The sequence below is a fragment of the Rhizobium sp. SVR5-2C genome (assembly GCF_056755115.1).
This window is the reverse complement of the sequence record NZ_JBNDHT010000097.1, coordinates 1-26,612: the sequence shown is the minus strand read 5'-3', so window position 1 is coordinate 26,612 and position 26,612 is coordinate 1. Positions and strand designations below refer to the sequence as shown.

Here is a 26,612-nt window from a genome sequence, read left to right as displayed (position 1 = left end):
ATCTAGGACTGGTCAGCCTGCATTTAGCTGCTCGCGTCGGAGGTGAGGGTAGGGTGCATGCCTTCGAGCCCAATCCGGTCATACGGGCTTACTTGGATGCGACGGTCAGCGAGAACACCCATTCGCCGATCATGATCCATCCGATCGCATTGGGTGAAGAAGACACGGAAATGTCGTTGTCCGTGCCAGACATGAATGCAGGCGCCGCATCACTGAAGGGGGACGAAGGACGCGCCGCTTACGTGATCCAGGTTCCTGTCAGGTGCCTCAGCGACTACGCTGTTGAACACGGTATATCGCGGATAGACTTTATCAAGCTTGACGTTGAGGGCTTCGAGGCGGAAGTTCTGGAGGGCGGGAGAGAAATAATAGAAAGATATCATCCAAGGGCCATATTATTTGAAGAGTATGGAGAGACGAACAGAAATAAACTTCCTTTATCAATATCTATGCTTATCGATATCGGTTATACGGTTTTTGGACTTCCAAAGAGGATGTTCGTCGTTGATATGGTACCGCTGGAGGGCTTGACCTCGGCGCACGACTACGTGGCGGTATGGCCTGTCAAAAGGAAGCCCCAATGAGGGGCAAGCCGTTATTCCGATTGGTCTGCTCCGTTGTTGAGGCATAGACCTCACCGAAATCACCCCATTAGTTCGGCTGGAGTATACCCCCTCCTGCACTGGTAGGGATCGAAGCGGAGCTGGGAAAGCCCCCAAGGTTCGTATGCCAGTTCGGCTGGTTCATTCGAAAGATTCAGAATGATCTTGTATTCACCTGTCTCGGTTCGCACCGAGCAGCCTTCGAAGGGATAGGGCAGACCGGAATCTGAGGCGCCAACGGCCTTCAGCAGCAACGACGGCCGGCGGCCGCCTTTAGTCGAGTCCATCAGGATGTCCTCGATCTTGTCGATCTCCGAATGAAATGTATTCAGCTCGTCTATGAGCGCTTGCGGAGTGGCATCGTACGAGAACTCGGGCGAGAATTTGAAAGTGAAGTAGATCACGCCCGCGGCCCCGTGGATGATCGACGACCACGCCTGCACGCGAAACTCCGCCGGAGTCGTTTCTTGACCCGCGGATCCGTTAAATTGGGTCAGTCCTATGATCGAGAACTGCGGTTTGCCCCCGCTCCAAAGCAGTAGCCTGTCAATGGCATGGCCCTGCTGTGTGGATTTGTAGTCGTCGAGTTCGAGGATCATGTCAGTCCCCGTCGCGACTGGATAGCAATCATGGCCCAGCCAATCGATGTAGGGACTATCGGCGTAGTCGGACATGATTTCTTCGACATACGCGTTGTTGACGTGGTTGCCGAGGTGATTGATCCACAGCGGCTTTCCGCCAACAGCCCAATTTCGTGCGACAACATCGACTTCGGCGGGTGTCAAAGTAACACCCTCGTAGGTGATGCCGTTTCCACCTGGCTTAACGTTTGAAGGTTCGTCCATCAACGCAAAGGCGAGCAGTCTTTCTTCCCGCAGGTCGCGCTCGAATGCCGCATGGTCGACAACCAAAAAACTCGGAACTGGGCCGGAAACGTCGAGACCGGAGGGCTCGCGAACCATGTAAAGTCCGAGCCTGTTCGCTTCCTGCGTCCAAAGGCCGATGTCCCCACCGCCATTCACCGTAAAAAGGGTGTTGACCCCGCGCGCTTTCCAAACCTCCATTTTTTCCGGAGGCTGTTGATAGACACCCTTTACGAAGAGGGTTGGACCAGGAAATGGCGGGCCTTGGATCGCAGTCTGCGCGAACGCGAGTTTTCCGATTGGCCCCATTGCATTTGCGATCGGCGCTAGAACGGCCAGGCCCAGGACATGGCGGCGACTGATCCCTTCCATGCTTGCCTCCACTCGCTTTACGATGACGGGGGCATCATAGCGATACCCTGATCCGCGCCGGGATACAGGAATTTTGACGACCCTCTTACCTCTAAGGGATTGGTGGCTGACGAGCGCCCTTCGTCTAAACTGGTCTTCTTCGAAGTGTCGAAACCAGGACTGGGCCCGAAATGACTATTCTTACTTCCGGCAATCTGCTTCTGGTAACGCCTCAGCCGACCTATCAAAGGGACCGTCGAGATGGAGGCGCGGCAACACCTCCTTCTGCACGATCTGCAGGCAGCCGCGCGATTTCGTCCGGGCAGCGCGGAAAATGGATTGCGCCATGACGGCCAATACCGAAGCGATCGCGCAACGAGCTTTTTTCACGCCACGTAAGTCCGCCGCCGCAGCGCCGCGCCTTGTCGCGGGCAAGAGGTCAAGCGAGCGGGATCTCGAAGCGGCGCCACGAGGCCATTCATGGCCCGTTGTCGTCTTCATCGTTGCTCTTGCAGTCCCCTGGATCTTTTATTTCGGCCCTCTCCGGATGTCGGCCTACCGCATACTTTTGTGCGTTGCCGTCGTCCCCTGCCTCTTCCATTGGGCGAAGGGGGCTTCAGGGCAGATCAGAGCCGCCGATCTTTCGATTATTCTTTTTGCATGTTGGAAAGGCATGTCCCTACTGCTGCTGCATGGCACATCAGCCCTACAGCCGGTCGGCATCTCGTTCGTCGAAACCCTTGGTGCATACTTTCTGGCGCGTTGCTGCATCCGCAACGCCGATGACTTTCAAGCGATGGTGAAGGTGCTTTTTGCTGTCATAGCGGCACTGCTACCCCTTGCGCTTGTGGAGGCCGGCACCGGTTGGAAAGCTACCCTGCGTATCTTCGGCATGTTCCTACCGACTTACGCGGCAGACCTGATGACTCCGCGGGCGGGTCTTTGGAGAGTCCAGGGGCCGTTTGAACATTCGATACTCTTTGGTATCGTTTGCAGCACCGGATTTGCGTTGGCTTTTCTGGTCCTGGGATACCGAAAATCGCTCTTCGAAAAATGCTGGAGGGCCGGGATCGTGGGGCTCACTGCAGCGCTTTCCCTCTCTGCCGGGCCTCTTCTTGGCATCGCATTTCAGTGTCTGTTGATTTTCTGGAAGCGACTGGCGGATGCAACCAGCCTGAAACTGGTTTGGGCTGTAACGATTTCCTTGCTTTTGATGGCTCAGCTTGCCGGCTGGATAACGCATCGCTCGCCGATCGCAGTCATTGCCAGCAGATTGACTTTCGACCCGATGTCATACTGGTCCCGTAACCTTATTTCGGAGTACGGCTGGTTATCGGTTTCAAATCATCCCTGGCTGGGCACAGGCTTTGGCAGATGGGATCGCCCTGACTGGATGGCTTCCAGTATTGATAATTTCTGGTTGGGCACAGCGGTTGGACACGGATATCCCGCGTTGTTTCTGATCGGCGGCTCGGTGGCGATTTGTTTTGCGTCCGTCGGCTTGAAGCGCGGCTTGGATGAGAGACACAGAGCATACCGCTCCGCTTATCTCATCTCGACGGCAAGTTGGTGTTTGGTCGGACAGACGGTCCATTTATGGGACGCCGCCTACGTTCTCGTTCTCTTTCTTCTCGGAAGCGGCCTGTGGATTCTGGATGCTGACGCGCCAGGCACGCTGCCATCTTCCAACACAGAGCGAATACGCAAAGTGCGCGGTCATCGAAGAAAAACGGCTGCAAGCAAAACGCTGGAACACGCCGACGGGACAAGCGGACGTAAGCCGTTTCGGCGCTAGGCTGGAATGCGCCGGTCGAGCCCGTTGGGCGCTTTCAGTAGGGTCCAGCAAAAGGGGGAAAATGCATTGGCAACGTTGACAGTTATAACGCCAAGCTATCGGCCGGACCTCGAACTGTGCCGTGATCTGAGTGTCTCTCTCCAACGGTTCGGACCGCCGGAGGTCGCTCATTGCGTCATCGTTCCCGCGGCCGACCGGCGAGCGTTTGCCGGGGTTGGTGAAGTGCATACCGCCGACGAATATCTGCCGGGAAACTTCCTGTCTGTCCCCGGAAACATGTGGGTAAATTGGCATCGCCCTTACCCGCCGGTCAGAGGTTGGATCGTCCAACAGTTGATCAAACTGGAAGCTGTCGCCCGATCGCAAGCCGATGTGGCGCTCTTGGTCGACTCCGACATCGTCTTTGTGCGCCCGTTTGCAGTCGAAATGTTTTACCGCGACCAGCAGACCCGGTTCTATCGTGCTGTTGACGCCGTGCATGCGGGGTTGCCCAGACACATTCTCTGGCATCGCGTGGCACGAAAGCTACTGGGGCTCCCGGCTTGCGACCAAATCCCGTTGCACGATTACATTTGCTGGCCGATGGTCTGGGATCCCAGAATTGTGCGTTCGATGCTCCGGCGGGTCGAGGAAACGACGGGAAGGCAGTGGCAGTCTGCAATTGCCGCACAACTGCATTTTTCCGAAGGCATTCTCTATGGCGTTTATGTCGACGAGGTCCTGGGCGGCGTGCCTTGGTCTGTCGATAGGATGCTGTGCGCGAACTGCTATGACGAGATCGCTTTGGACGAAGCCGCTTTCGAGACATTCATGTCGAAAGTCACACCAAAGGATATCGCGGTGATGATCTCGGCTAAATCGGGGACCTCCCTTCCGACGCGCCGGCGCCTGCTAGCAGCCATCGGCGGCCGATCGAATTCACCAGGATCGCCCCGCGCGGAACAACTGGATGGAAGCTGTCAAGTGCTTCGGAACTCGAACCTTTGACGAAGCCCGCTCCACGTTTGGATGTATGGCCGCATCTTAGCTCCAGCAATAAAATATGCGGCGAGGGAACGGATGGCATTAGGTTTGAGGGTAGGATCGCAATTGGAAATTCTCAGCCGCCGGTCTATAAGATTAACAAAGGGAAGGGTGACGAAAGCCAAGCCCCTGCATTATGTTCCTCGCGTGAGCGTTGTCATACCGTGCTATAACTACGGTTGCTATTTACGACAATGCGTTGGGAGCGTCACAAATCACCAGCCCGGTATTCAAGTCGAAGTCATCATTGTCGACGACAAGTCCACCGACGACAGTCTTAGTATCGCGCTATCGCTCCAGGGCTCCGATACGCGAGTGCGCGTAATACAGCACGCGCAAAACAAAGGACATATTGAAACCTACAATGACGGATTGGATGCAGCGACGGGAGAGTTCGTCCTGCTTTTGTCGGCCGACGATCTCGTGACTCCAGGCGCTCTCACGAGGGCTGCTGCGCTTTTGGCCGCGGAGCCATCCGTGGGACTGGTTTACGGAAATTGCATTGATTTCAGCGACAGCTTACCGGTCAGTCGTGGCGAACCGGGTGAGTGGGCTGTCTGGCCTGGTACCGAATGGCTGCATGAACGTTGCCGGTCAGCCTACAATGTGGTTCCCACGCCCACAGCCGTCATGCGAACGTCCGTTCTTCGAGCGATCGGAGGCTATCGTCCCGACCTCCCGCACGCTGGTGATTACGAGATGTGGCTGCGTACCTCTGCCGTCTCGGATATCGGTTTCCTGCTGAATGTGGATCAAGGTTACTATCGTCTTCACGCCTCCAATATGCACAAGAAAGACTTCGGCCAAGGTTCGGCGAAAGGGCACCTTATCGATCTAGCGCAACTCTGGCAGTCCTTCGAGGCGGTTTTTGCTGGGTTGGGCGAGAAGGTCGATACTGATGGATCTTTATTGCGGATCGCCCGTGAAACTTTGGCGCGTAGCGCGCTGGAACACGTGAACTATGCATATGCCAGGGGATTTCGGGACTTTCCGGCCGAAGAATTCGAAGAGCTTGCATATAGGATTGATCCGGAGGTGGGTCGGTCGGCAGCCGCCCGCGCGCTCGCAAGACGAAAAAAAGCCGGCATGTCTTCGCTTCCCCTCCATCCACTGTGGGCCTTCCAGGCTCTCAGCTCGCGGGTCAAAGCGCCGCTCCGGCGCTGGCGGACGCAGAGGATCGGCATCTGAAACTATGCATTTAGAACCCGACGTAATGCGGCGTCGACCGCTGCTCCGGCATCACTCCAGGATGCCGTTAGAACGCTCTCGGCCGCGCGTCTCGAGATTGTCTCAAAGTCAGCCATATTGACTACGCTTTCGAGCGCCGCCGCCAGCGAATGCGGGGTTGGGACAGCATAATGAATATGAGGGTTGTCGAGGACCATGCGATTGTGATCGGCGTCATTCACGACCGGAATGCAGCCGGATGCAAGCATTTCGTGGGGCACGAGAGAAACGTTTGTCAGAGACAGGCTCAGCCCCGCAAAGCACTGATTGTAAATTTCATTGAGCTTTGCGGGAGTCACCAATCCATGATTGATGAATTTAAACGGAAGATCACGGATCTGTTCACCGAAGAAATTCAATGGCACGCGGGGCTTTCGCTTTGCAAACAGTTCGAGCGCCAGAAGTCCGAGTTCGACTGCACGGCGAGGTGTGCCCGCTCGTGCATAAAACGCCACTCCGGTGCGGACGGAGGAGGCGTCTCGGCGATATTGTGCCGTGTCGCACCCAAAGGGAAAATAATCGGTTTTCATGCCGAATTCATGCGACAGCTTCTCTGCCAGCCAGCGGCCGGCGGTGATGCCATGGAATCCCATACGGTAGGTGTTTTCGGCAAGCATGCTGTTGGTGCCGACCGGGTAAAAGAAGGGCTCGTAATCCTGAACGAAATAGAGGCGTTTTCCAGAGCACCGCGCATTGAAAACAGCATAGGCCGACGGCCATGCAGTGGCCACCACTGCATGAGCGTCCAACATGCCAGCCCGTGCATTGCCTATATCGCAGGTGAGCCCGTAGTGTTCACGGGCGATCATTTCGTAGTACTTCCCGTCGCCGCCGTAGGGATCGTAAAAATAGACGCGGCTCACATAACCCTTGCTTTGAAGGTATTTGATGATCCGGAAAACCGTCGTGTGGCCACCCGACCCCGGCCCGGCTGGCCCTGTCACCCAATTCAGAGTGATCGGCGTGCCCGGCGCGATTTTCGGAACCATTGCCACTGGAGGCCGCGCGAGATCAGCCGCCAGGACGTCGTCGGGAAACACCGGCCAAACCACGTTGCGTGGTCTTAGCCAGTCCGCTGCCTTTAATCTTGCACGCGCAATGAGGGCGCCATAGTCCTGTGTTGATAGAAGTTTACCGACTTGACGAGTGCGACGGCCAATCTGAAGCTGTGTCGCATTAAGAAGGGATAGTGACATCGCTTAGGACCGCTCCATCGCTGGAAAACCCCAGACGTCTGCAGCGTTGCATCGCCGGCGTTCGTGTCGCAAGTTCCTACTTTGATCGAAGGCAAAAGTACTAACCCTGCGAAATCACGAGCGTTAGACTCCGTCATCATTAAAATGGCGTAAGTGGATACGTCTTTAGACGAAGCAACGTCCACGCTCGGGTTTTTGCACGTCCTTGGATCGCATCGTGTGGACCTAGACCGGCGATACTCCGATAATTTGCGGCGGCCACTTCAAGGAGATGAAGATAGGTTGCGGATCGCCTTTCCAAGCATCGAATGCCCGGTGCGTGAAGGGACCTTGCCAGTCTAGCCGAAGGACGATCCTGCGTGTCGACGCGGGGGCAAGTTTATGTCCAACCCGCTCGCCTACAGCATGGCACGACGCACCCAGATCACAGTTTAAAGTAATCAGCCATCAGCTCGAGCTGATGCTCCAGCATCGGTTTCCCGAGATGGATGCGGCAGCCGTTTTCCTTTGCCGCGACAAGCAAAGGTGTCATCTCGGGTTCCATGATAACCTCGGCCACCACCATGGATGACGAGAGCCGCTCAACATTGAGCGGCAGCGCGTCATCGGGCTTCATGCCGAGCGACGTGCCATTGACGACGATGTCGTGCCCGGAGGGATCTTCGTCTCCGACCGACAACGAGACCTCAGGATGAGCGGCGGCGATCCTTTCGCGCAAGGCTTCCGCCTTGGCGCGGGTCCTGTTGGCGAGCGTGAGATGAGCAACACCCGCAGCCGCCATCGCAAAGGCGATGGCGCCTGCGGCACCGCCGGCACCCACGAGGTAGACCCTCCGGTTGGCCACGTCGATGCCGGCAGCGGCGAGACCGGAGAGAAAGCCGGCCCCGTCAAGCATGTCGCCAACGATGCGTCCATCCTCTTCGCGGCGGATAACGTTGACCGCGCCCATCGCTCGAGCGCGATCGCTGATCTCATCGCAAAGCCCAGACATGGCGCCCTTGTGCGGTACGGTCACGATCGCGCCATCGAAACTCTTAAGAGCGCGAAGCCCATCCAAAAAGATGGAGAGCTTCTCGGGTGCGATCTGAAACGGCACCATGACGGCGTCACGGCCGCGCTTTACCGCGATACCGTTGATTCCCGGAGGGGCCTTCACGTGAGCGATCGGGTCGGCAAGAATACCAAGAACCCGAGTGCGCCCCGTGATGTCCGTGAGATTGCGGGTCGTCATATTTTCAATTTTCCATCGATGCGTCTTGGCAGACCTTCGCTTCCGGTCCCCTGAAGTTCAGGCGGCAGGAGCACATCCGGCAGATCCTGGTAGCTTACAGGGCGCAGGAAGCGGTTGATGGCGAGGCTTCCAACCGACGTCGAACGACCGTCGGCGGTCGACGGATACGGGCCGCCGTGAACCATCGCATGGGAGACTTCAACGCCCGTGCCGAAGCCGTTCACCAGAATGCGGCCAACCTTGCGCTCCAGCAGCGGCAGCAGGCCGCGCGCCGTTTCGTAATCGCCTTCGTCGATGTGGATGGCGGCGGTAAGCTGACCTTCCAGACTTTCGACGACACGCTTCAGCGTTGCGAGATCAGGGCACCGCACGACGAGGGAGGCGGCGCCGAAGACCTCGTCCTGCAATTCATGACGGGCAAGGAAATCTTCCGCTTCGGTCATGTAAAGAGCGGCGCAGGCCTTCATGGCTTCGGCATTCGCCGCCTTGGCGACGACCTTCGCCGTCGGATTTTTTTCCAGGGCATCCACGCCGCCGTTATAGGCCGACAGGATACCGGGCGTCAGCATCGTTGCCGGAAGCGCCTCCGTTACCGCTGCGCCGGCCGATTTCAGGAATTCGTTGAACCCGGGGCCGTCGATGGCGAGGATGAGGCCCGGGTTGGTGCAGAACTGACCCGCGCCCAGTGTGAGCGAGGCGACGAATGCCTTGCCGATTTCAGCGCCACGCGCTGCGAGCGCGGCCGGAAACAGCAACACGGGGTTGATGCTGCTCATCTCCGCGTAAACCGGAATCGGTTCGCGACGTTCCGCGGCAATCCTCATGAAGGCGGTGCCGCCTCCGCGCGAGCCGGTAAAGCCGACAGCCTTGATGCGGGAATCGGCAACGAGGCCCTGCGCGATCTTGCGGTCGTTCGCATGAAGCAGGGAAAACACGCCCTCAGCCAGCCCGCACTGCGCGACAGCCTTCTGAATGGCGAGGCCGACCAGTTCGGACGTGCCGGGATGGGCGGAATGAGCCTTGACGACAACCGGGCATCCCGCGGCCAGCGCCGATGCGGTATCGCCGCCGGCAACCGAGAAGGCCAAAGGAAAATTGCTCGCGCCGAAAACAGCGACCGGTCCGAGCGGGACGTTGCGCAGACGCAGATCGACGCGCGGAAGTGGCTTCCGCTCCGGCTGGGCCGGATCGATCCGCAATTCCAGGAAACCGCCGTCGCGCACGACGCCGGCAAACATCCTCAGCTGACCGACGGTGCGCGCACGCTCACCTTCCAGACGCGGCCGCGGAAGCCCCGTCTCCTGCATCGCACGCTCGATCAGTTCATCGCCGATATCCAGGATGTTCTGCGCGATCGTTTCGAGAAACGCCGCCCGCTCTTCAAGCGGCAATGCGCGATAGCTGTCAAACGCCTTCTCGGCGAGAGCGCAAGCTTCATCAAGATCGGCCGCCGAGGCTCCGCCAAAGGCAGGAGAAAGCGCATTTCCCGTTGCAGCTTCGACAGCGTGCAGTTCGCCCTGGGTGCCGCGTCTTTTCGTGGCCCCAATCAAAAGATCGCCTGAAATCGTCATGTCTCTATCCTTTGTTCTACTTGCCCCATTCCAGAGCAAGAGGCTTCAACTCGCGGGCGATCTCCAGCAGCCCTTCGCGGGTGGCCGGATGCATCGCTTCGAGAGGATGACGTACCGTATCAGAGGCAATGACGCCACCTTCTGCCATCACGGTTTTGGCAGCCCGCAGGCCGCATTGCCGGTTTTCGTAGTTGATCAGCGGCAGAATACGCGCATACGCCTTTGCAGCCTCGTCTCGCCTTCCGGCCGCATGATGCTCTATCACCGGGCGAATAAGATCCGGGAGAAGCGCGCTCGACATGACGCCGGTGGCACCGGCGTCCAGATCTGCCATCAGCGTGATGGCCTCTTCGCCGTCGAACGGGCCTTCGATTGCCGCGCCTCCGGCAGCGATCAGCGCCCTGAGCTTGGCGGCGGTTCCGGCGACCTCGATCTTGAAGTAACGGACGAGTGGCAGTTCATTGGCGAGCCGAACCATGAAAGGCACAGACAGGCTGACGCCGCTGAGCGGTGCGTCCTGCACCATGATCGGAATGCCGGCAGCCTCCTGGACGCGGGCGAAATGGTCGAAGATCGTCTGTTCGTCGAGCCGGATACCTGCGCCGTGATAGGGCGGCATCAGCATGATGAGCTTGGCGCCGGCCTCTCTGGCATGGGCTGAACGGGCGGCCGCGATCTGCGTGCTGAAATGGCTGCAGGTCACCATGACGGGAACGCGCCCGGCGACATGCTCGAGACTGACTTCCGTCAGGATCCGCCGCTCCTCGTCCGTCAGAAGAAACTGCTCGGAATAGTTGGCCAGAATGCAGATTCCATCGACGCCCTGGTCGATCATGCAGTCGAGCACGCGGCGCTGTCCCTCGATGTCGATCTCGCCATTGGGCTTGAAGGGCGTCGGAGCGACGGGAAAGAGTCCGCGGTACGGAGTACGGGCTTCGGAGGTCATGGCTGTTCCTGGCAAATGTCTAAATAGATGTAGTGCGGGAAAGCCGGGCGGGCACGCATGCCCGTCCGGTCGCCTTCGGAGGCGATTATTGTTCCGGAATGGTTTCCGGGAGAGACTGATGGAAGTACTTTTCGTAGATCGTGTTGAGCTTGCCGTTCTTCAGGTTCGTGGCAACCCAGTCGTCGACCCAGGCCTTGAGCTCCGCGTCATCCTTGCGAAGACCGACAGCCATCGGATAGGCAGCCATGTTGACCTTCACTTCCATGCCGAGGCCCGGGTTCTGGGCCGCAACGTCGTTGGCGGTCGAGAGCGCCGCAGCAAGGATGCTTTGCTGGCCCGTGGCAACCGCGGTGTTGGTCGTCGCTTCATCCTCGTAGCGGACGACGTTGGCATCAACGCCGCTGTCCTTGACCAGGCGCGTCAATTCGATGTCGGCGGTCGTACCGCGGGCAACGGCGACCGACTTGCCAGCCAGGTCAGCTGCGCCCTTGATCGCGTCGCCCGTGGGAGCAGAAATCACGACCGGGATGACGCCGTACGGCTTGGAATAGGCAATGACCTTCTTGCGCTCGGCCGTGATCGAGAAGGACGCGATCACCATATCGACCTTGCGGGCGAGCAGCGAGGGCACACGGTTGGAGCCGGAAACCGGCACGATTTCGACCGGAACACCCAGGTCTTCAGCCAGCAGCTTCGCCGTCTCGACATCCGATCCGGTCTCCTTGGCCTGCGCATCCAGCATACCGTAAGGCGGATGGCCGACGTCGATGGCGATCAGGACCTTGCCGCGTTCCTTGATCGCGGCCGGAACATCGGCCGCCATCGCCGCGGACAATCCGAACGACGTGCCCAGCGCCACCGTGGCGAGCGCGAGGGTTTTCTTCACATTCAACATTACTACTCCTCCATTGAAACAAGTAGGTTGGGATTAAGAACCGCGGTCAAAGCCCGTTGCCGACGAACTGCTGCAATTCGGCGGTTTGCGGATTGACAAGAATGTCTCCCCTTCCGGTCTCCCAGACTTTGCCCTGGTGCATGAATACGACGGTGTTTGCCACCGACCGGGCAAAGGCCATCTCGTGCGTCACGACCATCATGGTCATGCCGTTTGCGGCCAGCCGTTCGATCGCCTTCAGCACTTCGCCCGTCAGTTCGGGGTCGAGCGCCGAGGTAACTTCGTCGAAAAGGATGAGCTTCGGCTTCATGGCCAGCGAACGCGCGATCGCGACCCGCTGCTGCTGGCCTCCGGAAAGCTGCTCGGGATAGGCGTTGATCTTGTCCGAGAGTCCGACCTGGGCGAGAACCTCGGCGGCCAGTTCGCGAGCCTCGGCCGCACCCATGCGACGGACCTTGCGGGGCGCGAGCGTGACGTTCTGCTCGACTGTCAGATGCGGAAAGAGATTATAGCTCTGGAACACGATACCCACGTCGTGACGCAGTTCACGCAGGTTCAGATCCTTCGCTCGGAGGTCGTAACCGCAGACGGTGAGTTCGCCGCCATCGATCTTTTCCAGCCCGTTCACGCAACGCAATGCGGTGCTCTTTCCCGATCCGCTGCGTCCGACCAGTGCGACGACCTGGCCGGCGGAGACCTCCAGATCGATACCCTTCAGCACTTCAATGGCGCCGAAGCTCTTGCGCACGTTCTGGAAATGCACCATCCGCGTCGAGGAACCCGGCATCGCAGTCTTCTCTGTGTTCGATTGGGGGGCAGCCTGCTTTGGCAACGAAACGTTCATTGGTTTCCTCTCTCAAATCCGGTGAAGCTTCCGCTCGAAGCGCCGCGCCAGGACCGACATCGGAAAACAGATGACGAAGTAGATCAGCGCGGCAATCGTAAAGACGACGAACGGTTTGAAGGTCGAGTTGTTGATGACCTTGGCGGAATAGGTCAGATCGAAGAAGTTGATCACAACCGCGTAGGAGGTGTTCTTGACGATCTGCACCAGGAACCCCACCGTCGGCGGGATGGCAATGCGAAGCGCCTGCGGGAGAATGATATGGACGAGGCGCTGGACGGAGGTGAGCGCCAGGCATTCGGCGGCTTCCCACTGCGTCTTCGGCACCGCTTGAATACAGCCCTTCCAGATCTCGCCCAGATAGGCACTGGAATAGAGCGTCATGGCAATGCCAGCCGCGACGAGTGCGGGTACTTCATAGCCGCCGATGCTGATGCCGAAGTAGACCACGAACATGATCACCGGCAGCGGCACGCCCTGGATGAGCTGGACTAAGCCGGCAGAGGCTGTGCTGGTAACCGAATTTTTTGACGCCCGGGCGAGAGCCAGCGGCAGCCCTAGGATCGTGCCACCCACGAAGCCGAAGATTGACAGGACGATCGTCCAGCCGGCGCCTTGGAAGATGTAGGCGATTTGTTGGATACTCAATCCGAACATGGACGGCTCCTTACAGCGGGGTGCGCAGCCGGCGGCGGCGGGGGAAGGAAACTTCCGCAACACCGAGCAGGACCAGGCGCAGAAGCGAGGCGAGCGCGAGATAGATGACGGCGATCACCAGATAGGTTTCAAAGCCGCGGAAGGTGAAGGACTGGATCATGTAGGCGACGCCGGTCAGTTCCTCCGCCGAGATCTGGGACATGATCGAGGTGGCGAGCATCATGAGTACGAACTGGCTGACCAACGCGGGATAGACACGCTCCACCGCCTGAGGAAGCTGGATCGATACCAGCGACTGCACCGGCCCGAGCGCAAGACAGGACGCCGCCTCGAGCTGGCCACGCGGAATGCTCTGGAAACCGGCGCGCATGATCTCGGCGGTATAGGCGCCGACATTGATGACGAGGGCAATCACGGCGGCAGGGAATGAGCCGATGTGGACCTGAAGGGCGGACAGCCCGAAGAACAGCCAGAATACCTGAATGATCAGCGGCGTATTGCGAATGCTTTCGACATAGACGGTGGCGACCCGCTGCAGCCAGGGGCCGCCGTGAAGGCGGGCGACGGCGCAGGCCGTGCCGAGCAGGAAGCCGGGAATGATCGAAACCGCCGTCATGCCCAGCGTAAGCCAGACACCATGGATCAGGTCGGGTCCGTAATCGTTCAGAAACGAGAAATCAAATTCATACGACATGGCGGCAATTCTTCAAAACTGCGAACAAGCTACGGCGACGGCCGCAGCAAAGGGCATGGATTTCAAAGACTTGTTGAATTTGTGAGGGTACATCGACGCCGGCTTCCTCCCTGTCGAATTTTTGCCAACAGCCCCGTTGACTTCTGAGTGCTTAACACTATTGATTTATGCATGCAACAATCATTTTTTACGGATGAAGGCAAGATGAAGTCGAAAACGATAGCTCCGGTGATCCAGCTTCACCCGACTGACAACGTCGCGGTCGCACGGGAAAACATCCCCGCGGGCACCACGGCAAGCATTGCCGGTGATGAGATTGCGGCACGGGCGGATATCCCGAGTGGCCACAAGATGGCGCTGCGGAAAATCTCGCCCGGCGAGCCTGTACTCAAATATGGCCAGGTTATCGGCGTTGCGACGACGGCGATTGCGGCGGGCGACCATGTCCATCTCCACAACCTGGCCATGCAGGAAAGCAGCGCCACCCACCACTTCGCCGAAGAATCGCGGCCGACGCCCCTGCTGCCAGAAGGCGAGCGGCGTACATTCGAAGGCTATGTGCGCCCCAACGGTCTCGTCGGCACGCGCAACTTCATCGGCATCATCACGTCGGTAAACTGCTCCGCCACGGTGGCCCGCGCCATCGCCGATGGTTTCAACCGCGGTGGTCTGGCGGGATACGACAATGTCGACGGTGTGGTGGCGCTAACCCATGGCACCGGCTGCGCCATCAACACGAAGACCGAAGGCTATACCTACCTTCAGCGGGTGCTCAGCGGCTATGCGAGAAACCCGAACTTTGGCGGCATCCTGATGATCGGCCTCGGGTGCGAAACCAATCAGATCGACCCGATCGTCAAGAAATTCGGGTTGGAGGAAGGTCCCTTCCTGCGCACGATGACAATCCAGAACCTGGGCGGAACGCGCAAGACCGTAGAGGCCGCCTCGGATATGATTCGCGAGATGCTGCCGACAGTAAACGCGGCAAAGCGCACGACGGTCCCTCTGTCGGGACTGAAAGTCGCGCTGCAGTGCGGCGGCTCGGATGGCTATTCGGGCATTTCGGCGAACCCGGCGTTGGGTTATGCGGCCGATCTCGTCGTGCGCAACGGCGGTACGGCGGTGCTTAGCGAAACGCCGGAAATCTATGGCGCGGAGCACCTTCTCACGCGCCGGGCCGTGACGCCCCGTGTGGCGGAGCAGCTCATGGAGCGCATCGAGTGGTGGCGGCACTATACCGAACGCAACGGCGCCGAGCTGAACAACAACCCCTCGCACGGCAACAAACTCGGCGGGCTTACGACCATTCTCGAAAAGTCGCTCGGCGCCGTGGCGAAGGGTGGGTCGATGCCACTCGAAGCGGTCTACGAATATGCCGAAATCATCGACAAGCCGGGCTTTGTCTTCATGGACACTCCCGGATACGACCCTGTCGCCGTAACCGGCCAGGTCGCCGGCGGATGCAACGTCATCGTATTCACGACGGGCCGCGGCTCGGTCTCCGGCTTCAAGCCAGCTCCCTGCATCAAGGTTGCAACCAACACGGAAATGTATGAACGTATGCAGGAGGATATGGATATCAACTGCGGCGATATCGTCAACGGCGGGGATACAATCGAAGCGGCGGGGATACGCATCTTCGAGAAGATCATTGCCGTCGCCTCCGGTGTACACACGCTGAGCGAAGATTATGGGTTTGGGGACAATGAATTCGTACCATGGCAGATCGGCGCAGTAACCTGAGTGAAAAGAAGCTGGACGGGCAGAACTCCAGCGGGACACCGGCCTATGCGGCGATCGCTGAACAGGTTCGCCGCAGCATCGAGGTAGGTTCGCTGCCGGAAGGCACCGTCTTGCTCGAAGGGCCGCTGGCCGCACTTTTCGGCTCCAGCCGGTCCCCGGTCAAGCAAGCTCTCTCCTCGCTGGAAAGCGCAGGCCTTCTCAGCCGGTTTGATGGGCGCGGCCTGCTCGTCGGCAGAACCCACGAGCCGCGGCGCATCAAAATCACGCCGGAGATGCTCCAGTTCGAGAACCAGGCGGGGCTCAACCCCAAGAGCTTCGCTTGGCAACCGCATTACTACGAATTTGAGCGTGAGCTTATCCTGCGCTCGGTATTCGGGCGAGCGCGCCTCAACGAGTTCGCTTTGGCGCGCCACCTCGACGTTGGGCGCACTGTCGCCCACGATTTGCTCATGCATGCCCGCGAAGTCGGCATTGTCTCGAAGGACGAACGGTCGCGATGGTGGGTCGTTCCGTTGGACGAGGCGCGCTTCCGGGATCTCTACGAGCTGCGAATTCTGCTGGAGCCGGTGGCGCTGCAAGCCGCGATAGGTCGGATACCGGTCGAACAGCTGGATGGAATCGAGAGCCGTCTGAAGGCAGCGGTCAGCGATTTTCCACAGGTTCCGACCGCCGACCTCGATACTCTGGAATCCGATCTGCACATTGACTGCATTAGCTATAGTCAGAACCCGGAAATCGTGGAAGCGCTGAAGCGCACGCGCTGCATTCTCGTGGCCGGTAAACACATTCAGGCCGCGTTGAAGCGCGACATTGCGGTGGATCCCTTCATGGAGGAGCATCTCGAAATCGTTTCGGCCGTGCGCGCTCATGACGGCGCTTCGGCCAAAAGTGCCCTCGTCAACCATCTCGCGCTGTCGGCACAGAAAGCAGCCGACCGACTGGCGGCATTTCGTGCCACCCAGAGCATGCCGGAGCTGCCTTACATCCAGTAGTGCGCAGGGCCGACAACAGCCTGCAGGGAAGCCGGCACTGGCAGGCATGGGCTCTAGCGGAAATTTTCGAGCTCGGCGCCCAATTCCTTCATCACTTCAATAAGGGCCGACAGATAGTCGGCTTTTTTGTCTGGCACCATAGCGAGGCCCTTTAGAATGCCTTCCTGCCATGCTCGCCCCCTCCCCCACGCCTCTCGAAGCGCATCTTCCAGATCGCCGCCTTGCCGCGTGAGCATCATGGCTTCCAGCAGAAGTATTGCCTGACGTATGTCCTTTTCGCGCTTAAGATAGCCGACACCGTCATTCTGGCGACGGCTGGCGACGATCAGTTTATGAATGGCATATCGAGCGGGAGCGGGGACGCTAGCGTTCACGCCACTCTTGTGGAGCATCACTGTCCTGATGGGATCATAGATCAGGAAATCCATGAAACGCATCGGATCGGCCGCAGCGCCGCCAAGCGCGGGCATGTCCGCCGGTCTATCCTCGTAGTCATCGGAGCCGCGATTGGTTGTGAGGAATTCGACGCGATATTGATTGCGGTTTTGAAAAGCCGTGACCTTCGGCGATCCGGAGCGATGTGGGACTGGCCGGAATGACGGATCAACGGATTGCAGGAGATCGAGAACGGGCGGCAAGCTGTCGTTCACTTCTACGCTGATCGCGTAATCTTGGGCGAAATCGGCGTCACCTGTTTGCATCGACGAACCAGGAAGACGAACCCCAAGGACACCGGCATAGGTTTGAAACGCAATCGTTCCGACGAGGATCGCCCGCAGCCGGAAAAGACCGGCGTTCGACATCGCCTCGACGATATCCCCAGACAGCCTTTCGGGCGCGATCAACCCCGCTTCGCGCGTTAATGTAGACACCAGACGCCGGCGCGATTTCAAATCATCTTTGAGAGCTTGAAAGTCCTCGACGCGGCGTGCGATTTCAGGATCATCCATGGGCCCGACATATTGCCGCTTCTGCTTTCCGCTTCCGGTTGGCGTGTCGAAATACCAATATTGCCGGTTTTTGACCGTCACCGGCACAAATCGTCCTCCCGGCGGGAATTCACTTTCGAACGCCGCATCAAAAGTCCGTTGCCCCAGTTCTGCGAACATGGTGCGATAGACAAGGTCGATTTCCTTCAAAGACACCGCGTCATCCGTTATACTATATTCGCGAAAATAGTATAACTAGGCTCTCTCATTTGGCAAGCCCACGAAGGGAAACGCGCGTCCGACCAACAAAGCCTCACCCTGACACGAGTCACTGAAAAGGAACCCTCGGCGTCATTGCCTGAAGATGTGAATCGCGCCTCCGGCGTCGTCGGATACGAGGACGGAACCATCCGGCGCCTCCTTGACGTCCACGGGCCGCCCGACGTCTCTGAGGAAAGGCGTTGCCGAGACCGGGCGATTGCCTTGGAACCGCACCCGCACCACCTGGCGCCCGACGGGAACCGACCTGTTCCAACTGCCGTGCTCGGCGACCAGAGCATCGCCGCCAAGGCTGCGGAAGAAATGGATTCCCAAGGTTGCGACATGCGCTTGAAAATTGAAAACGGGCGGAATCTGCTGGGAGGGCGGCCGCGCATCTTCGAACCCGGTGAGCTGGATTCCGCCTCCGAAATAGGGAAAGCCATAAAAGCCACCGGGCCGGAGCGCATTCAGCTCGTCGGGTGGGACATCGTCGCCCATTCTATCGGCGCCGTTGTCGGTAAAGAACATGGTGCCGCCGCGCCAGTCGAAGCCGACCGAGTTGCGCACGCCCCAAGCGACCCTTCGAAAGTCGGAGCCGTCCTGATTCATGCTGACGATCGTGCCTTGCAGCCCGCGCGGCAAGCAAATGTTGCAAGGCGACCCTAGCGAGACATAGAGCCGGGAATCGGGGCCAACCGCGATGTAGCGAAGACTATGGCCCCCCGAATTCGGCAATCCTCGGCGAATATCGCGCCTGCCGCTGAGAACGCCTCCAGGTCCTATGTCGAATGCGGTTATTCTGTTGCTCGAAGCGACGAACAAACGACCGCGGGAGCATGCGACTCCGTTCGCAGCGGAGAATCCGGTGGCCACCCGCCGCGCGCCGCCGCCGGACAACGGCACGGCATAGACCGACGAACCTCTGGTCCCGACGAACACTATGTCGCCGCACACCGCCATTTCGCGCGCGGCGGGAACCCGGGCGAGCAGCTCGGCCCGTGCCGAACCGAGGGCAACGCCAGAGGCAACCGCAGTCAGCGCGAAAAGCGCGATTCTAGCGGAGAAAGATCCGGCTTTGAGGGAAAAGACGTCCATCGGCGCCCTCCAAACACAAGCTGAATTTGCGAGAGGTGGAGCGGCCTATTCTCGTTTCAAGCGAGAGCCTCGGGCCTCACTGCGAAGTGATCCTTACATTCATGAGGCCGTCTAGGCCGCGGCTGCGCCGCGACAGAACGCCGGTCTGCGAGGAAAACGGCAATGAAACCACGCGACAGCGGCGGTCTCACGTCTTACTTCTTGGAATATTGCTCGAGATAAGCGAGGAGATTGGTGATTTCGGTATCATCCTTCAAGCCGGGAAAAGCCATCTTGGTGCCTTTTACCTTCGCCTTCGGATTGTGAAGGTAGTCGCGCAACGTTGCCTCGTCCCATTGGAGCCCCGACTTGCCCGCTTCGACCATCGCCTTGGAATAGGCAAATCCGGCATGCGTGCCGGCAACTCTTCCGATCACCCCGTTCAGAGACGGACCTACCTTGTTCTGGTCCGTATCGGCGACGTGACAAACCTTGCACTTATTGAACACCGTTGCGCCTGCGTTCGCATCTCCCTCCTGAGCATGGACCCCGCAGGCAGAAAAGATCGCAACTGATGCAACGATCAGACGAATGTTGTAATTCATGGCATTTCCTCATTTCGCCAAAGGTGCCATTTGACAAAAGCAGGGCCGCTATCCCCGGCCGGCGCCTGCCCTTTCGGATCGTGGCTGATAACGACGCCGAGCCTTGCGATCCATTAAAAAAGTTAGCTGCAAGGGAATGTAAGTCAAGCCTGTCATCCTCCGGCAGTTGCGATTTCCGGTTACGTCAAATCCGGACAAAACGTGAAGCGGCCCCGCTGGAGGGGCCGCAAGTGTTGCTCTGAGCTTTGTGCAATGCCAGCTGGCATTATTGATTGGCGTCGACTTCCTTGTAGGCCGCGTCGAGATAGCTCGTATCGATCCATTTGTCATAGTCGACAGCGCCCTTGAGAAGCTTTGCATCGGCCATGAACTGCTCCTCGGCCTTCAACGAGGCGAGTGCTTCCGGGGTGATCTTCGGGTCCTGATAGAAGACATTGTCCTTGTAGGTTTCCCGCACCGACTTTTCAGAGGACTTCGTTTCGTCGACGAAGATCTTGATTGCCTCCTCCGGATGGGCGTCAGCCCAGCGTGCGGTTTCGATATCGACCTTCAAGAGGCGCTTGACGAGGTCCGGATACTTCCGAACGAATTCGCCATTGGCCGAAATGACGTAAGGCGCGGACCATTCAGGATGCGAGCTCGCATGGAGGATTACCCGGGCCTGCCCGGTTTCGACGAGCTTGGCCGCCACGTCGCCGCTTTCAACGACCGCATCGACATCGCCGCGAACCAGGGCGGGCCCCGACGCGTCGAAAGCAAGATTGAGGGATTCGACGTCATCGAGCGACAGGCCGACCGATTTCAGCGCCTTGGCAAAGGTCGAGTGGCGAACGGTGCCCGCGAGATAGGCGACCTTCTTTCCCTTGAGGTCTTCCAAAGACTTGATCGATGAATCCGCCTTGACGATGATCGCCGAGCCGTTGGACTTCACATAGCTGGAAAGGCCGATCGCCTTGACGTCACCACCGGCCGCAGCGACGCGCAGGGCCGGATTGTTGCCGGTGTAGATGACCTCGACCGCACCCGTCGCGAGCGCAGTCGTGGCTTCCGAACCGCCGTTCGTGAAAGCAATGAACTCGACCTTGATGCCGTCCTTCTCGAATTCCTTCGCAAGCGTGCCGTTATGACGCTCGAGGATGAATTTGAGATGGCCCGGTGCCGTGCTGCCGATGCGGATCACTTCGGGCTTGTCCGCGGCGAAAGCCGGCGCCGCAAGCGCGGTGCTGCCAAGAGCAAGGGCCGCCAGGCTGCCGAGGAACGAGCGCCGAAGCAGGGAGAGATTGAAGCTGGTCATGATAAGTCCCCTTGAGAACGTGTTGGATCAGGCATGCGATGTTTCGGAGTGGCCCTTCCAGGCGGTCGCCCAGCGCTCGAACCAGACGAGCAGGTAGTTCACCAGAAGGCCGATCGCGGTCATGGTGATGATGCCGGCGTACATGTCGGCCGTTTCCATCATCAGCTGCGATTGCTGGATCAGGAATCCGAGCCCTGATTTGGCGGCGAGCATTTCCGCGCCGATCACGGCGAAGATCGAGGATTTGACGGCAAGTCGTGCGCCGGACACGATGGAAGGGATGCTCGCGGGCAAGATGACCTTGCGGAACATGTCGAGATCCGACGTCCCCATCGAACGGGCTGCCTTGAGGAGCAGCGGATCGACCGATTTCACACCGCTGATCGTATTGATCAGCAGGAAGAAGATCGATGAATAGAAGGTGATTGCGATCTTCGAGGCTTCGCCGATCCCGAGCAGCAGGATGAAGACCGGCAGCAACGCGAACTGCGAGGTATTACGCAGCGTCTGGACGAGAAGATCGGAGACCTTCTCGAACATCGTGTAGCGGCCCATCAGAAAGCCAAGTGGCACAGCGACGACGACCGCCAGCAGGAAACCGATTGCGGCGCGTTGCAGGCTGATGCCGATGTTGGCCGACAGCGCGCCGTCGAGAAGCATGGCATACCAAGCTTCGCAGACTTCGCTGAAAGGAGGGAAGAAGATGCGGTTCAGCCAGCCGAGCCGCGGCGCGATCTCCCAGAGTGCGAAGAAGGCGACGAGCAGCGGCAGGCCATAGGTCAAGGTGCCGAGTTCGACATGCCGTTTGCGCGGAGAGGCATCTTTTCTCCGCGAGGGAAAGAAGCCGGCGCCAAAGGCGGGTTTGTCGCTTACATAGGCCATCGTCTTACTCCCGGTTCAGTTTGCGTAAGCGGGCGAAAGCGCCCAGTCTTTTTGCGCCTTGTTGACTTCGTCCCTGAGAGCCTCCCAGACGCGCCCGCGATGCGTATTGAATTCCGTGCTTGCACGGATGTCGCCGTCTCGGGGGCGAGGCAGGTCGATCTCGATGATCTCCTTGACGGTGCCCGGCCGGGCGGTCATCACCACGATGCGGTCGGCGAGATAGATCGCTTCGTCGATCGAATGGGTGACGAAGACGACCGTCGTGTTGATCTTTTCCCAGATGCGCAGAAGCTCCGTCTGCAGGATCTCGCGCGTCTGGGCGTCGAGCGCTGCGAAGGGTTCGTCCATCAGCAAGACTTCCGGATCGGTTGCGAGCGCCCGGGCGATCGCCACGCGCTGCTGCATGCCGCCGGAAAGCTGGTTCGGAAAGCGGTCCTCGAAACCCGAAAGGCCGAAAAGCGAGAGAAAGTAGCGCGCCTTTTCAGTACGCTCGCGCTTCGCAACGCCATGGACCTCCAGCGCATATTCGATGTTCGACAACGCCGTCCGCCAGGGAAATAAGGCGTACTGCTGGAAAACGTAGCCGGTCTTGGGGTCCGGCTTGATGATCCGCTTGCCGTCGATCTTGACGGCGCCTTCCGAGGCTTCGGTCAACCCGCCGATGATGTCGAGCAGGACTGATTTTCCGCTGCCGCTCGGGCCGACCAGAGTGATGAACTCGCCTTTGCGGATTGCGAGGTCGACGCCGTTCAGCACAGTAACGCGATCGGATTCGCGCCCGTCGATATTGACGAACTGGCCGGGCTTCAGCTGAAAGGTTTTGCAGACGTCGGTAACGGTAATGCGGTCCATGGTCTCTTCCTGTCTATCGTCACACCTGGGCGACACGGATGCGGTGGGTGGGATCGAATTCCGAGCCGCCGGGTTTGCCGCGCTTCCAGCCGAGCGCGCGTGAATAGCTGCCGAAAAGCCCGCGGCGTTCCACATCTTCTTCGCTGATCGCCACCGGACCATCGGCTTTTTCCGCGACGTACAATGCGTCCGTCGGGCAGTAGATCTCGCAGAGGAAACAGGTCTGGCAGTCGTCCTGGCGCGCAATCACCGGCACGCCGTCGGTGGCGTCGAAGACATTCGCCGGGCAGACCTTCAAGCAGATATCGCATTCGACGCAGCGACTTTCGGAGACGATCTCGATCATGATGCGCGTTCCTTCAGGCGTTCCGCTTCGCTGCCGATCGCCACGGTATCGACGCCCGTCAGCAGGATGCGGCGCGTGAATGTCGGATCGTTACCCTTGAAATCACTCCGGCGATGCATGCCGCGGCTTTCCTTGCGCGCGAGCGCCGCCGTCAGCGACCAGCGGCCGGACGCCGCAATGGCCGCCGCCTCGCGGGTCCTCAGCCGGTCGGCGCCTTCGGCCGAAAGGTGATTGCGAACGTCGATCCAGAGCGAATCCAGCGTCTCGTAGCTCGCCTTAAGACGGGAGCCGTCGCGGAAGTAGTTCTTCTCGAGAGGGATCACTTCGGCGCGGACGGCGTTGACGACGTCTTTTGCAGTTAGCGTCGCTTTCCCGGTGCCGCTCGCCCGCAAACCGGCCTCGCCGAGCGGCTTCGAAAGAGTCCGAAAGGCCTTCTCACCGCGGCGTTTGCTATGCGCCGAAGCGCCCTGGCCCGCCCACCAGCCGCTGGCGATGGCCCAGGAGGAATTGACCGCGCCGCCGCCCGAGACGGCGCCCGTCATATTCTCCCGGCTCGCGGCATCGCCTGCTACATAAAGGCCGGGCACACCGGTGCCGCAATCGGATGTCGCAACGTGGATGCCGCCGGTGCCGCGGACTGTGCCTTCGGCCTTGAAGGTGACGCGGAACATCTCCTTGAAGGGATCAATAGACGCACGGTCGTAAGGCACGAAGCAGTTCGGCTGGCCGCGGCGAAGCCAATCCTCGAGTGCGGGCTCTGCCTGATCGAGCACGGCATAGACCGGAGCCTCGATCATTGCTTTGGCGATTTCCTTCTCGCGTTCGCCGATGCCGTTCGAAAGATGATTGCCATCGCTGTCGAGGATCGTCGTTCCGTCCTCGCGATAAAAGGATGCCCAGCGGAAAGGCAGGCCCTTGTTGAGCGAGGAGCCGTGGGGAGCCAGCGTATACTTGCCGGTGAACTCCATGCCGGAGAGGCTGGCGCCGGCTTCGGCCGCCATCAGATAGCCGTCGCCTGTCAGAGCGGTCGCGCCGAGAATACGTTCGTGAAAAGCGCAGCCGCCGGTAGCGAGCACGACAGCGGCCGCATCGACGCGCCAATCGCGGTTCCTCTGCCGGTCGATTCCGGCAGCGCCCGTCACCGCTTCACCATCCGAATAGAGTTCGAGCGCAGGATGGTGATCGAGCACCGTGACGCCTGCCTTGAGGACGCGGCGGCGCATGAACGCCATGTAGTCGGGACCACGCAGGTTGGCGATGTAGAGTTTGCCGTCGTCATCGCTTGGAAAGGGATACCCCCATTCCGCGAGCTTCAGCAGATTTTCATAGGCCTGATCGACACAGCGCAGCATCCAGCGCTGGTCGCCAAGATTGCCGGTTCGCTGCCATCGGCGTTCGACGATCTGCTGGCGGTTCTCGCCGGGCGGCACGCACCATGTCCCCGTGTTCGACGGCGCCGTCGCTCCGGTGGTTCCGAGATAGCCCTTGTCTGCCAGGATCACACGCGCGCCGTTTTGCGCAGCGGCAAGGGCCGCCCAGGCGCCCGATGGGCCACCGCCTATGACCAGCACGTCTGCCTGGAGATGCAGAGGATCACTGCTGGCTAAATCTTTGCGCTTCAGCGACATCAAAAGTCTCACGATATTCCGGAAGGGGAGCGGCAGCCCGCGGCTGCCGCGAGGCCAAAATCAGGCGGCTTTGGAGAACCAGGAAGGTTCGTTGCCCGGCTGCCATTTGATGTTGCAGCCGATCGACGGCGTCTGTTCGGCCGACAGTTTCGCGCCAGCGATCACCGCATCGGCAGCCGCACGAAGGTCAGCGCCGGTTACGTCTTTGCCGTTGCCCGGACGCGCGTCGTCGAATTGGCCGTGATAGGCAAGGCGGCGATTGCCATCAAAGAGGAAGAAGTCCGGCGTGCACGCCGCGCCATAGGCCTTCGCGACAGCCTGGGACTCGTCCTTGAGATAGGGAAAGCCATAGCCGATCGTTTCGACTTCCTGCCCGATCCGCGCGAGGCTCTCCTCGGGATGGGCGGCGGAATCGTTGCTGTTGATCGCAACCACCCAGAGGCCTTTTGCTTCATATTCGCGGGCGAAAGCAGCGAGCTGCTCCCTAATCAAGATGACGAACGGGCAGCGGTTCGAGATGAATGCGACGAGCAACGCGGGCGTGCCGTCAAAATCTGAAAGCTTGTGCAGAGCGCCTTTGGCATCCGGAAGGATGAAGTCAGCCGCCTTGGTGCCGAGTTCAATGGGATTGGATAGTGTCTTTGGCATTCAGATCCTCCTTCAGGAAAGCGCCGCGCGTTTATGAATTCCATATTGTCTATAAAAATAGTAGTTTTAAACGAGGAAATTTCCTTATTTCGGCGGCGGCGCAAAAAAACGATACGCTGGCGGCGCTAAAAACAGGATGATCCTTGCCTGCAAGCCGTGGCCGGATTGTCCAAGCGGTACCTCTTGAAATCGAAAACGGCAGACATATCTAGGGTTCACTCCCGTATCGATGGCCTCCTGCCGGCGACTTGTCGCGGCGTTCGAAGCCGTCCGGGTTAGAAGAAGGGCGCTCCCCGACAGGGTCGAGCGCCCTTTCTTGTTTAAGGAAGTGGCTATGACCAATTCAATTCAAGGAGACCTGTTCGCTAGCGCACCGCCTGCCCTGCCGGACGGCTTCCGATACGCGCCCGATATCGTCCCGGAGGATCTTCAGTCGGAGTTGCTTCGTGAGATTCCGCAGTTGCCGCTGAAGCCCTTCGACTTCCATGGCTTCGAGGGCAAACGGCGCGTTTTGTCCTTTGGCTGGAAATATGACTTCGAGAGCCAGCGCGTGAGGCGCGCGGAGGAGATCCCGTCCTTCCTTCGGCCGGTGCGAGATGTCGCGGCGGCCTTCGCGGGCATTGAACCCGACCGGTTGCAGCAGGCTCTTGTCAGCGAATATGCGCCGGGCGCGCCGATCGGCTGGCATAAGGACAAGCACGTGTTCGGCAGGGTTGTCGGTATCTCGCTTCTTTCGCCGTGTACCTTCAGGCTGAGACTCCAGAGAGGCGGCAAATGGCAACGCGCTTCCATAGTCGCCGAACCCGGCTCCGCTTATCTATTGTCGGGCGCGGCCCGGACGGAATGGGAGCATTCCATTCCACCGGTCGAACAGCTTCGCTATTCTGTTACGTTCCGCGAGCTTCTCTGAGGTTGTCGGTAAAGACAGATTGGCGGATCCGATGAACCGTAATCTGCGGTGGAACGTTCTTTCGTAGACGGCATTCGCAACACCATGAGCACGAAGAGCGAAGACGGGCAGGATATTGAGGGTGGCGGCCGGTCCGGCGCGACGGCGGCATTTCCCTATGACCGCATGACCGTCGAGCGGTTTCGCAAGACCTTTCCGCGCGCGCGTTGGAATGACGATCTTAAGGCCTGGTTCGTCCCGGGAAAGACTGCCGAGCAACGCATCGATCGCTGGCTGGAACAGGAGGCCGCCGCCTCGGACGCCTACGCGGATCTCAAGGGCCGCGACGCCTATGCTTTCGATCCTATCATCTCGTATTATCTCATCCTGTATGACGATCGTCTGGAGGTGAGGACACCTTATTCTCGAACAGTCGTTGATGAGATGCGCCAAGTGCCGTTTGCTTCGTGGGATCCGGACCGGAGGATCTGGACGGTTCCTTATCGGTCTTACGAGGCGCTACGCGGCCACTGGGATCATATCGAGGCCGCTGCTAGGCGCAACGAGCCTGAGG

At 59.3% G+C, this 26,612-nt stretch carries 25 protein-coding genes and 1 pseudogene; 8 read left to right on the top strand and 18 right to left on the bottom strand.

Annotated elements, in window-relative coordinates:
- A partial coding sequence (locus tag ACPYOI_RS24080; protein WP_481423439.1) for an FkbM family methyltransferase occupies positions 1-584 on the top strand: 584 nt, incomplete at its 5' end.
- 59 nt (positions 585-643) lie between these two features.
- On the opposite strand, the gene ACPYOI_RS24075 is transcribed toward ACPYOI_RS24080, so the two are convergent.
- On the bottom strand, positions 644-1,837 hold the full coding sequence (locus tag ACPYOI_RS24075; protein WP_481415469.1) for a hypothetical protein: 1,194 nt from the start codon (positions 1,835-1,837) through the stop codon (positions 644-646).
- Between the two features lie 325 nt (positions 1,838-2,162).
- On the opposite strand from ACPYOI_RS24075, the gene ACPYOI_RS24070 reads away from it, so the two are divergent.
- The 3 genes from ACPYOI_RS24070 (at position 2,163) to ACPYOI_RS24060 (ending at position 5,822) form a co-directional block, all read left to right on the top strand.
- On the top strand, positions 2,163-3,611 hold the full coding sequence (locus ACPYOI_RS24070) for an O-antigen ligase family protein (protein WP_481415470.1): 1,449 nt from the start codon (positions 2,163-2,165) through the stop codon (positions 3,609-3,611).
- A 24-nt stretch (positions 3,612-3,635) separates the two neighbouring features.
- Positions 3,636-4,598 (top strand): DUF6492 family protein, encoded by a 963-nt coding sequence (locus ACPYOI_RS24065; RefSeq protein ID WP_481423440.1) that lies wholly within the window; start codon positions 3,636-3,638, stop codon positions 4,596-4,598.
- Positions 4,599-4,700: 102 nt separating this feature from the next.
- Complete coding sequence (locus tag ACPYOI_RS24060; protein WP_481415471.1) at positions 4,701-5,822, top strand: glycosyltransferase; 1,122 nt, start codon at positions 4,701-4,703, stop codon at positions 5,820-5,822.
- A gap of 2 nt (positions 5,823-5,824) precedes the next feature.
- Here the strand turns inward: ACPYOI_RS24060 and ACPYOI_RS24055 are convergent, their stop codons facing one another.
- The 8 genes from ACPYOI_RS24055 to ACPYOI_RS24020 form a co-directional block, all read right to left on the bottom strand.
- On the bottom strand, positions 5,825-6,901 hold the full coding sequence (locus ACPYOI_RS24055; protein ID WP_481423438.1) for a rhamnosyltransferase WsaF family glycosyltransferase: 1,077 nt from the start codon (positions 6,899-6,901) through the stop codon (positions 5,825-5,827).
- Positions 6,902-7,481: 580 nt separating this feature from the next.
- Positions 7,482-8,288 carry a shikimate dehydrogenase family protein gene (locus ACPYOI_RS24050; protein WP_481415473.1) on the bottom strand — a complete coding sequence of 269 codons (807 nt, stop codon included), beginning with the start codon at positions 8,286-8,288 and terminating at the stop codon, positions 7,482-7,484.
- A complete protein-coding gene (locus ACPYOI_RS24045) occupies positions 8,285-9,859 on the bottom strand; it encodes an aldehyde dehydrogenase (NADP(+)) (protein ID WP_481415474.1) in 1,575 nt (524 codons plus the stop codon). Before ACPYOI_RS24045 ends, ACPYOI_RS24050 begins: the two co-directional genes overlap by 4 nt.
- A gap of 16 nt (positions 9,860-9,875) precedes the next feature.
- Entirely contained in the window at positions 9,876-10,805 is a 930-nt protein-coding gene (locus ACPYOI_RS24040; protein ID WP_481415475.1) for a dihydrodipicolinate synthase family protein, read from the bottom strand.
- Between the two features lie 85 nt (positions 10,806-10,890).
- Complete coding sequence (locus ACPYOI_RS24035; RefSeq protein ID WP_481415476.1) at positions 10,891-11,700, bottom strand: transporter substrate-binding domain-containing protein; 810 nt, start codon at positions 11,698-11,700, stop codon at positions 10,891-10,893.
- A gap of 46 nt (positions 11,701-11,746) precedes the next feature.
- Positions 11,747-12,487, bottom strand: coding sequence for an amino acid ABC transporter ATP-binding protein (locus ACPYOI_RS24030; RefSeq protein WP_481415505.1), 741 nt, complete (start codon positions 12,485-12,487; stop codon positions 11,747-11,749).
- Positions 12,488-12,556: 69 nt separating this feature from the next.
- Positions 12,557-13,201, bottom strand: a complete 645-nt coding sequence (locus ACPYOI_RS24025) for an amino acid ABC transporter permease (RefSeq protein WP_481415477.1) — start codon at positions 13,199-13,201, stop codon at positions 12,557-12,559.
- Between the two features lie 10 nt (positions 13,202-13,211).
- Positions 13,212-13,895, bottom strand: a complete 684-nt coding sequence (locus ACPYOI_RS24020) for an amino acid ABC transporter permease (RefSeq protein WP_481415478.1) — start codon at positions 13,893-13,895, stop codon at positions 13,212-13,214.
- 204 nt (positions 13,896-14,099) lie between these two features.
- Between ACPYOI_RS24020 and ACPYOI_RS24015 the strand changes: the two genes are divergently transcribed.
- On the top strand, positions 14,100-15,638 hold the full coding sequence (locus ACPYOI_RS24015) for a UxaA family hydrolase (RefSeq protein ID WP_481415479.1): 1,539 nt from the start codon (positions 14,100-14,102) through the stop codon (positions 15,636-15,638).
- The gene (locus ACPYOI_RS24010) at positions 15,614-16,630 is read left to right on the top strand and encodes a GntR family transcriptional regulator (RefSeq protein ID WP_481415480.1); all 1,017 of its coding nucleotides are present in this window, start codon (positions 15,614-15,616) and stop codon (positions 16,628-16,630) included. Before ACPYOI_RS24015 ends, ACPYOI_RS24010 begins: the two co-directional genes overlap by 25 nt.
- A 53-nt stretch (positions 16,631-16,683) precedes the next feature.
- Here the strand turns inward: ACPYOI_RS24010 and ACPYOI_RS24005 are convergent, their stop codons facing one another.
- From ACPYOI_RS24005 to ACPYOI_RS23965, 9 genes are all read right to left on the bottom strand, one after another.
- A complete protein-coding gene (locus tag ACPYOI_RS24005) occupies positions 16,684-17,769 on the bottom strand; it encodes a nucleotidyltransferase family protein (protein WP_481415481.1) in 1,086 nt (361 codons plus the stop codon).
- A gap of 141 nt (positions 17,770-17,910) precedes the next feature.
- On the bottom strand, positions 17,911-18,915 hold the full coding sequence (locus ACPYOI_RS24000) for a PQQ-dependent sugar dehydrogenase (protein WP_481415482.1): 1,005 nt from the start codon (positions 18,913-18,915) through the stop codon (positions 17,911-17,913).
- A gap of 194 nt (positions 18,916-19,109) precedes the next feature.
- Positions 19,110-19,499 (bottom strand): c-type cytochrome, encoded by a 390-nt coding sequence (locus ACPYOI_RS23995; protein WP_481415483.1) that lies wholly within the window; start codon positions 19,497-19,499, stop codon positions 19,110-19,112.
- Between the two features lie 265 nt (positions 19,500-19,764).
- The gene (locus ACPYOI_RS23990) at positions 19,765-20,793 is read right to left on the bottom strand and encodes an aliphatic sulfonate ABC transporter substrate-binding protein (RefSeq protein WP_481415484.1); all 1,029 of its coding nucleotides are present in this window, start codon (positions 20,791-20,793) and stop codon (positions 19,765-19,767) included.
- Between the two features lie 27 nt (positions 20,794-20,820).
- On the bottom strand, positions 20,821-21,675 hold the full coding sequence (locus ACPYOI_RS23985) for an ABC transporter permease (protein ID WP_481415485.1): 855 nt from the start codon (positions 21,673-21,675) through the stop codon (positions 20,821-20,823).
- 15 nt (positions 21,676-21,690) lie between these two features.
- On the bottom strand, positions 21,691-22,527 hold the full coding sequence (locus ACPYOI_RS23980; protein WP_481415486.1) for an ABC transporter ATP-binding protein: 837 nt from the start codon (positions 22,525-22,527) through the stop codon (positions 21,691-21,693).
- A 19-nt stretch (positions 22,528-22,546) separates the two neighbouring features.
- Positions 22,547-22,873, bottom strand: coding sequence for a 4Fe-4S binding protein (locus ACPYOI_RS23975; RefSeq protein ID WP_481415487.1), 327 nt, complete (start codon positions 22,871-22,873; stop codon positions 22,547-22,549).
- Positions 22,870-24,501, bottom strand: a complete 1,632-nt coding sequence (locus ACPYOI_RS23970) for an FAD-dependent oxidoreductase (protein WP_481415488.1) — start codon at positions 24,499-24,501, stop codon at positions 22,870-22,872. Before ACPYOI_RS23970 ends, ACPYOI_RS23975 begins: the two co-directional genes overlap by 4 nt.
- 60 nt (positions 24,502-24,561) lie before the next feature.
- Positions 24,562-25,149, bottom strand: coding sequence for a thioredoxin family protein (locus ACPYOI_RS23965; RefSeq protein ID WP_481415489.1), 588 nt, complete (start codon positions 25,147-25,149; stop codon positions 24,562-24,564).
- Between the two features lie 334 nt (positions 25,150-25,483).
- Here ACPYOI_RS23965 and ACPYOI_RS23960 point away from each other — a divergent pair, with 334 nt between their 5' ends.
- Together ACPYOI_RS23960 and ACPYOI_RS23955 are read left to right on the top strand one after the other, a co-directional pair.
- Complete coding sequence (locus tag ACPYOI_RS23960; RefSeq protein WP_481415490.1) at positions 25,484-26,059, top strand: alpha-ketoglutarate-dependent dioxygenase AlkB; 576 nt, start codon at positions 25,484-25,486, stop codon at positions 26,057-26,059.
- A gap of 84 nt (positions 26,060-26,143) precedes the next feature.
- Positions 26,144-26,612: pseudogene (locus ACPYOI_RS23955) on the top strand (hypothetical protein); the annotation flags it as partial.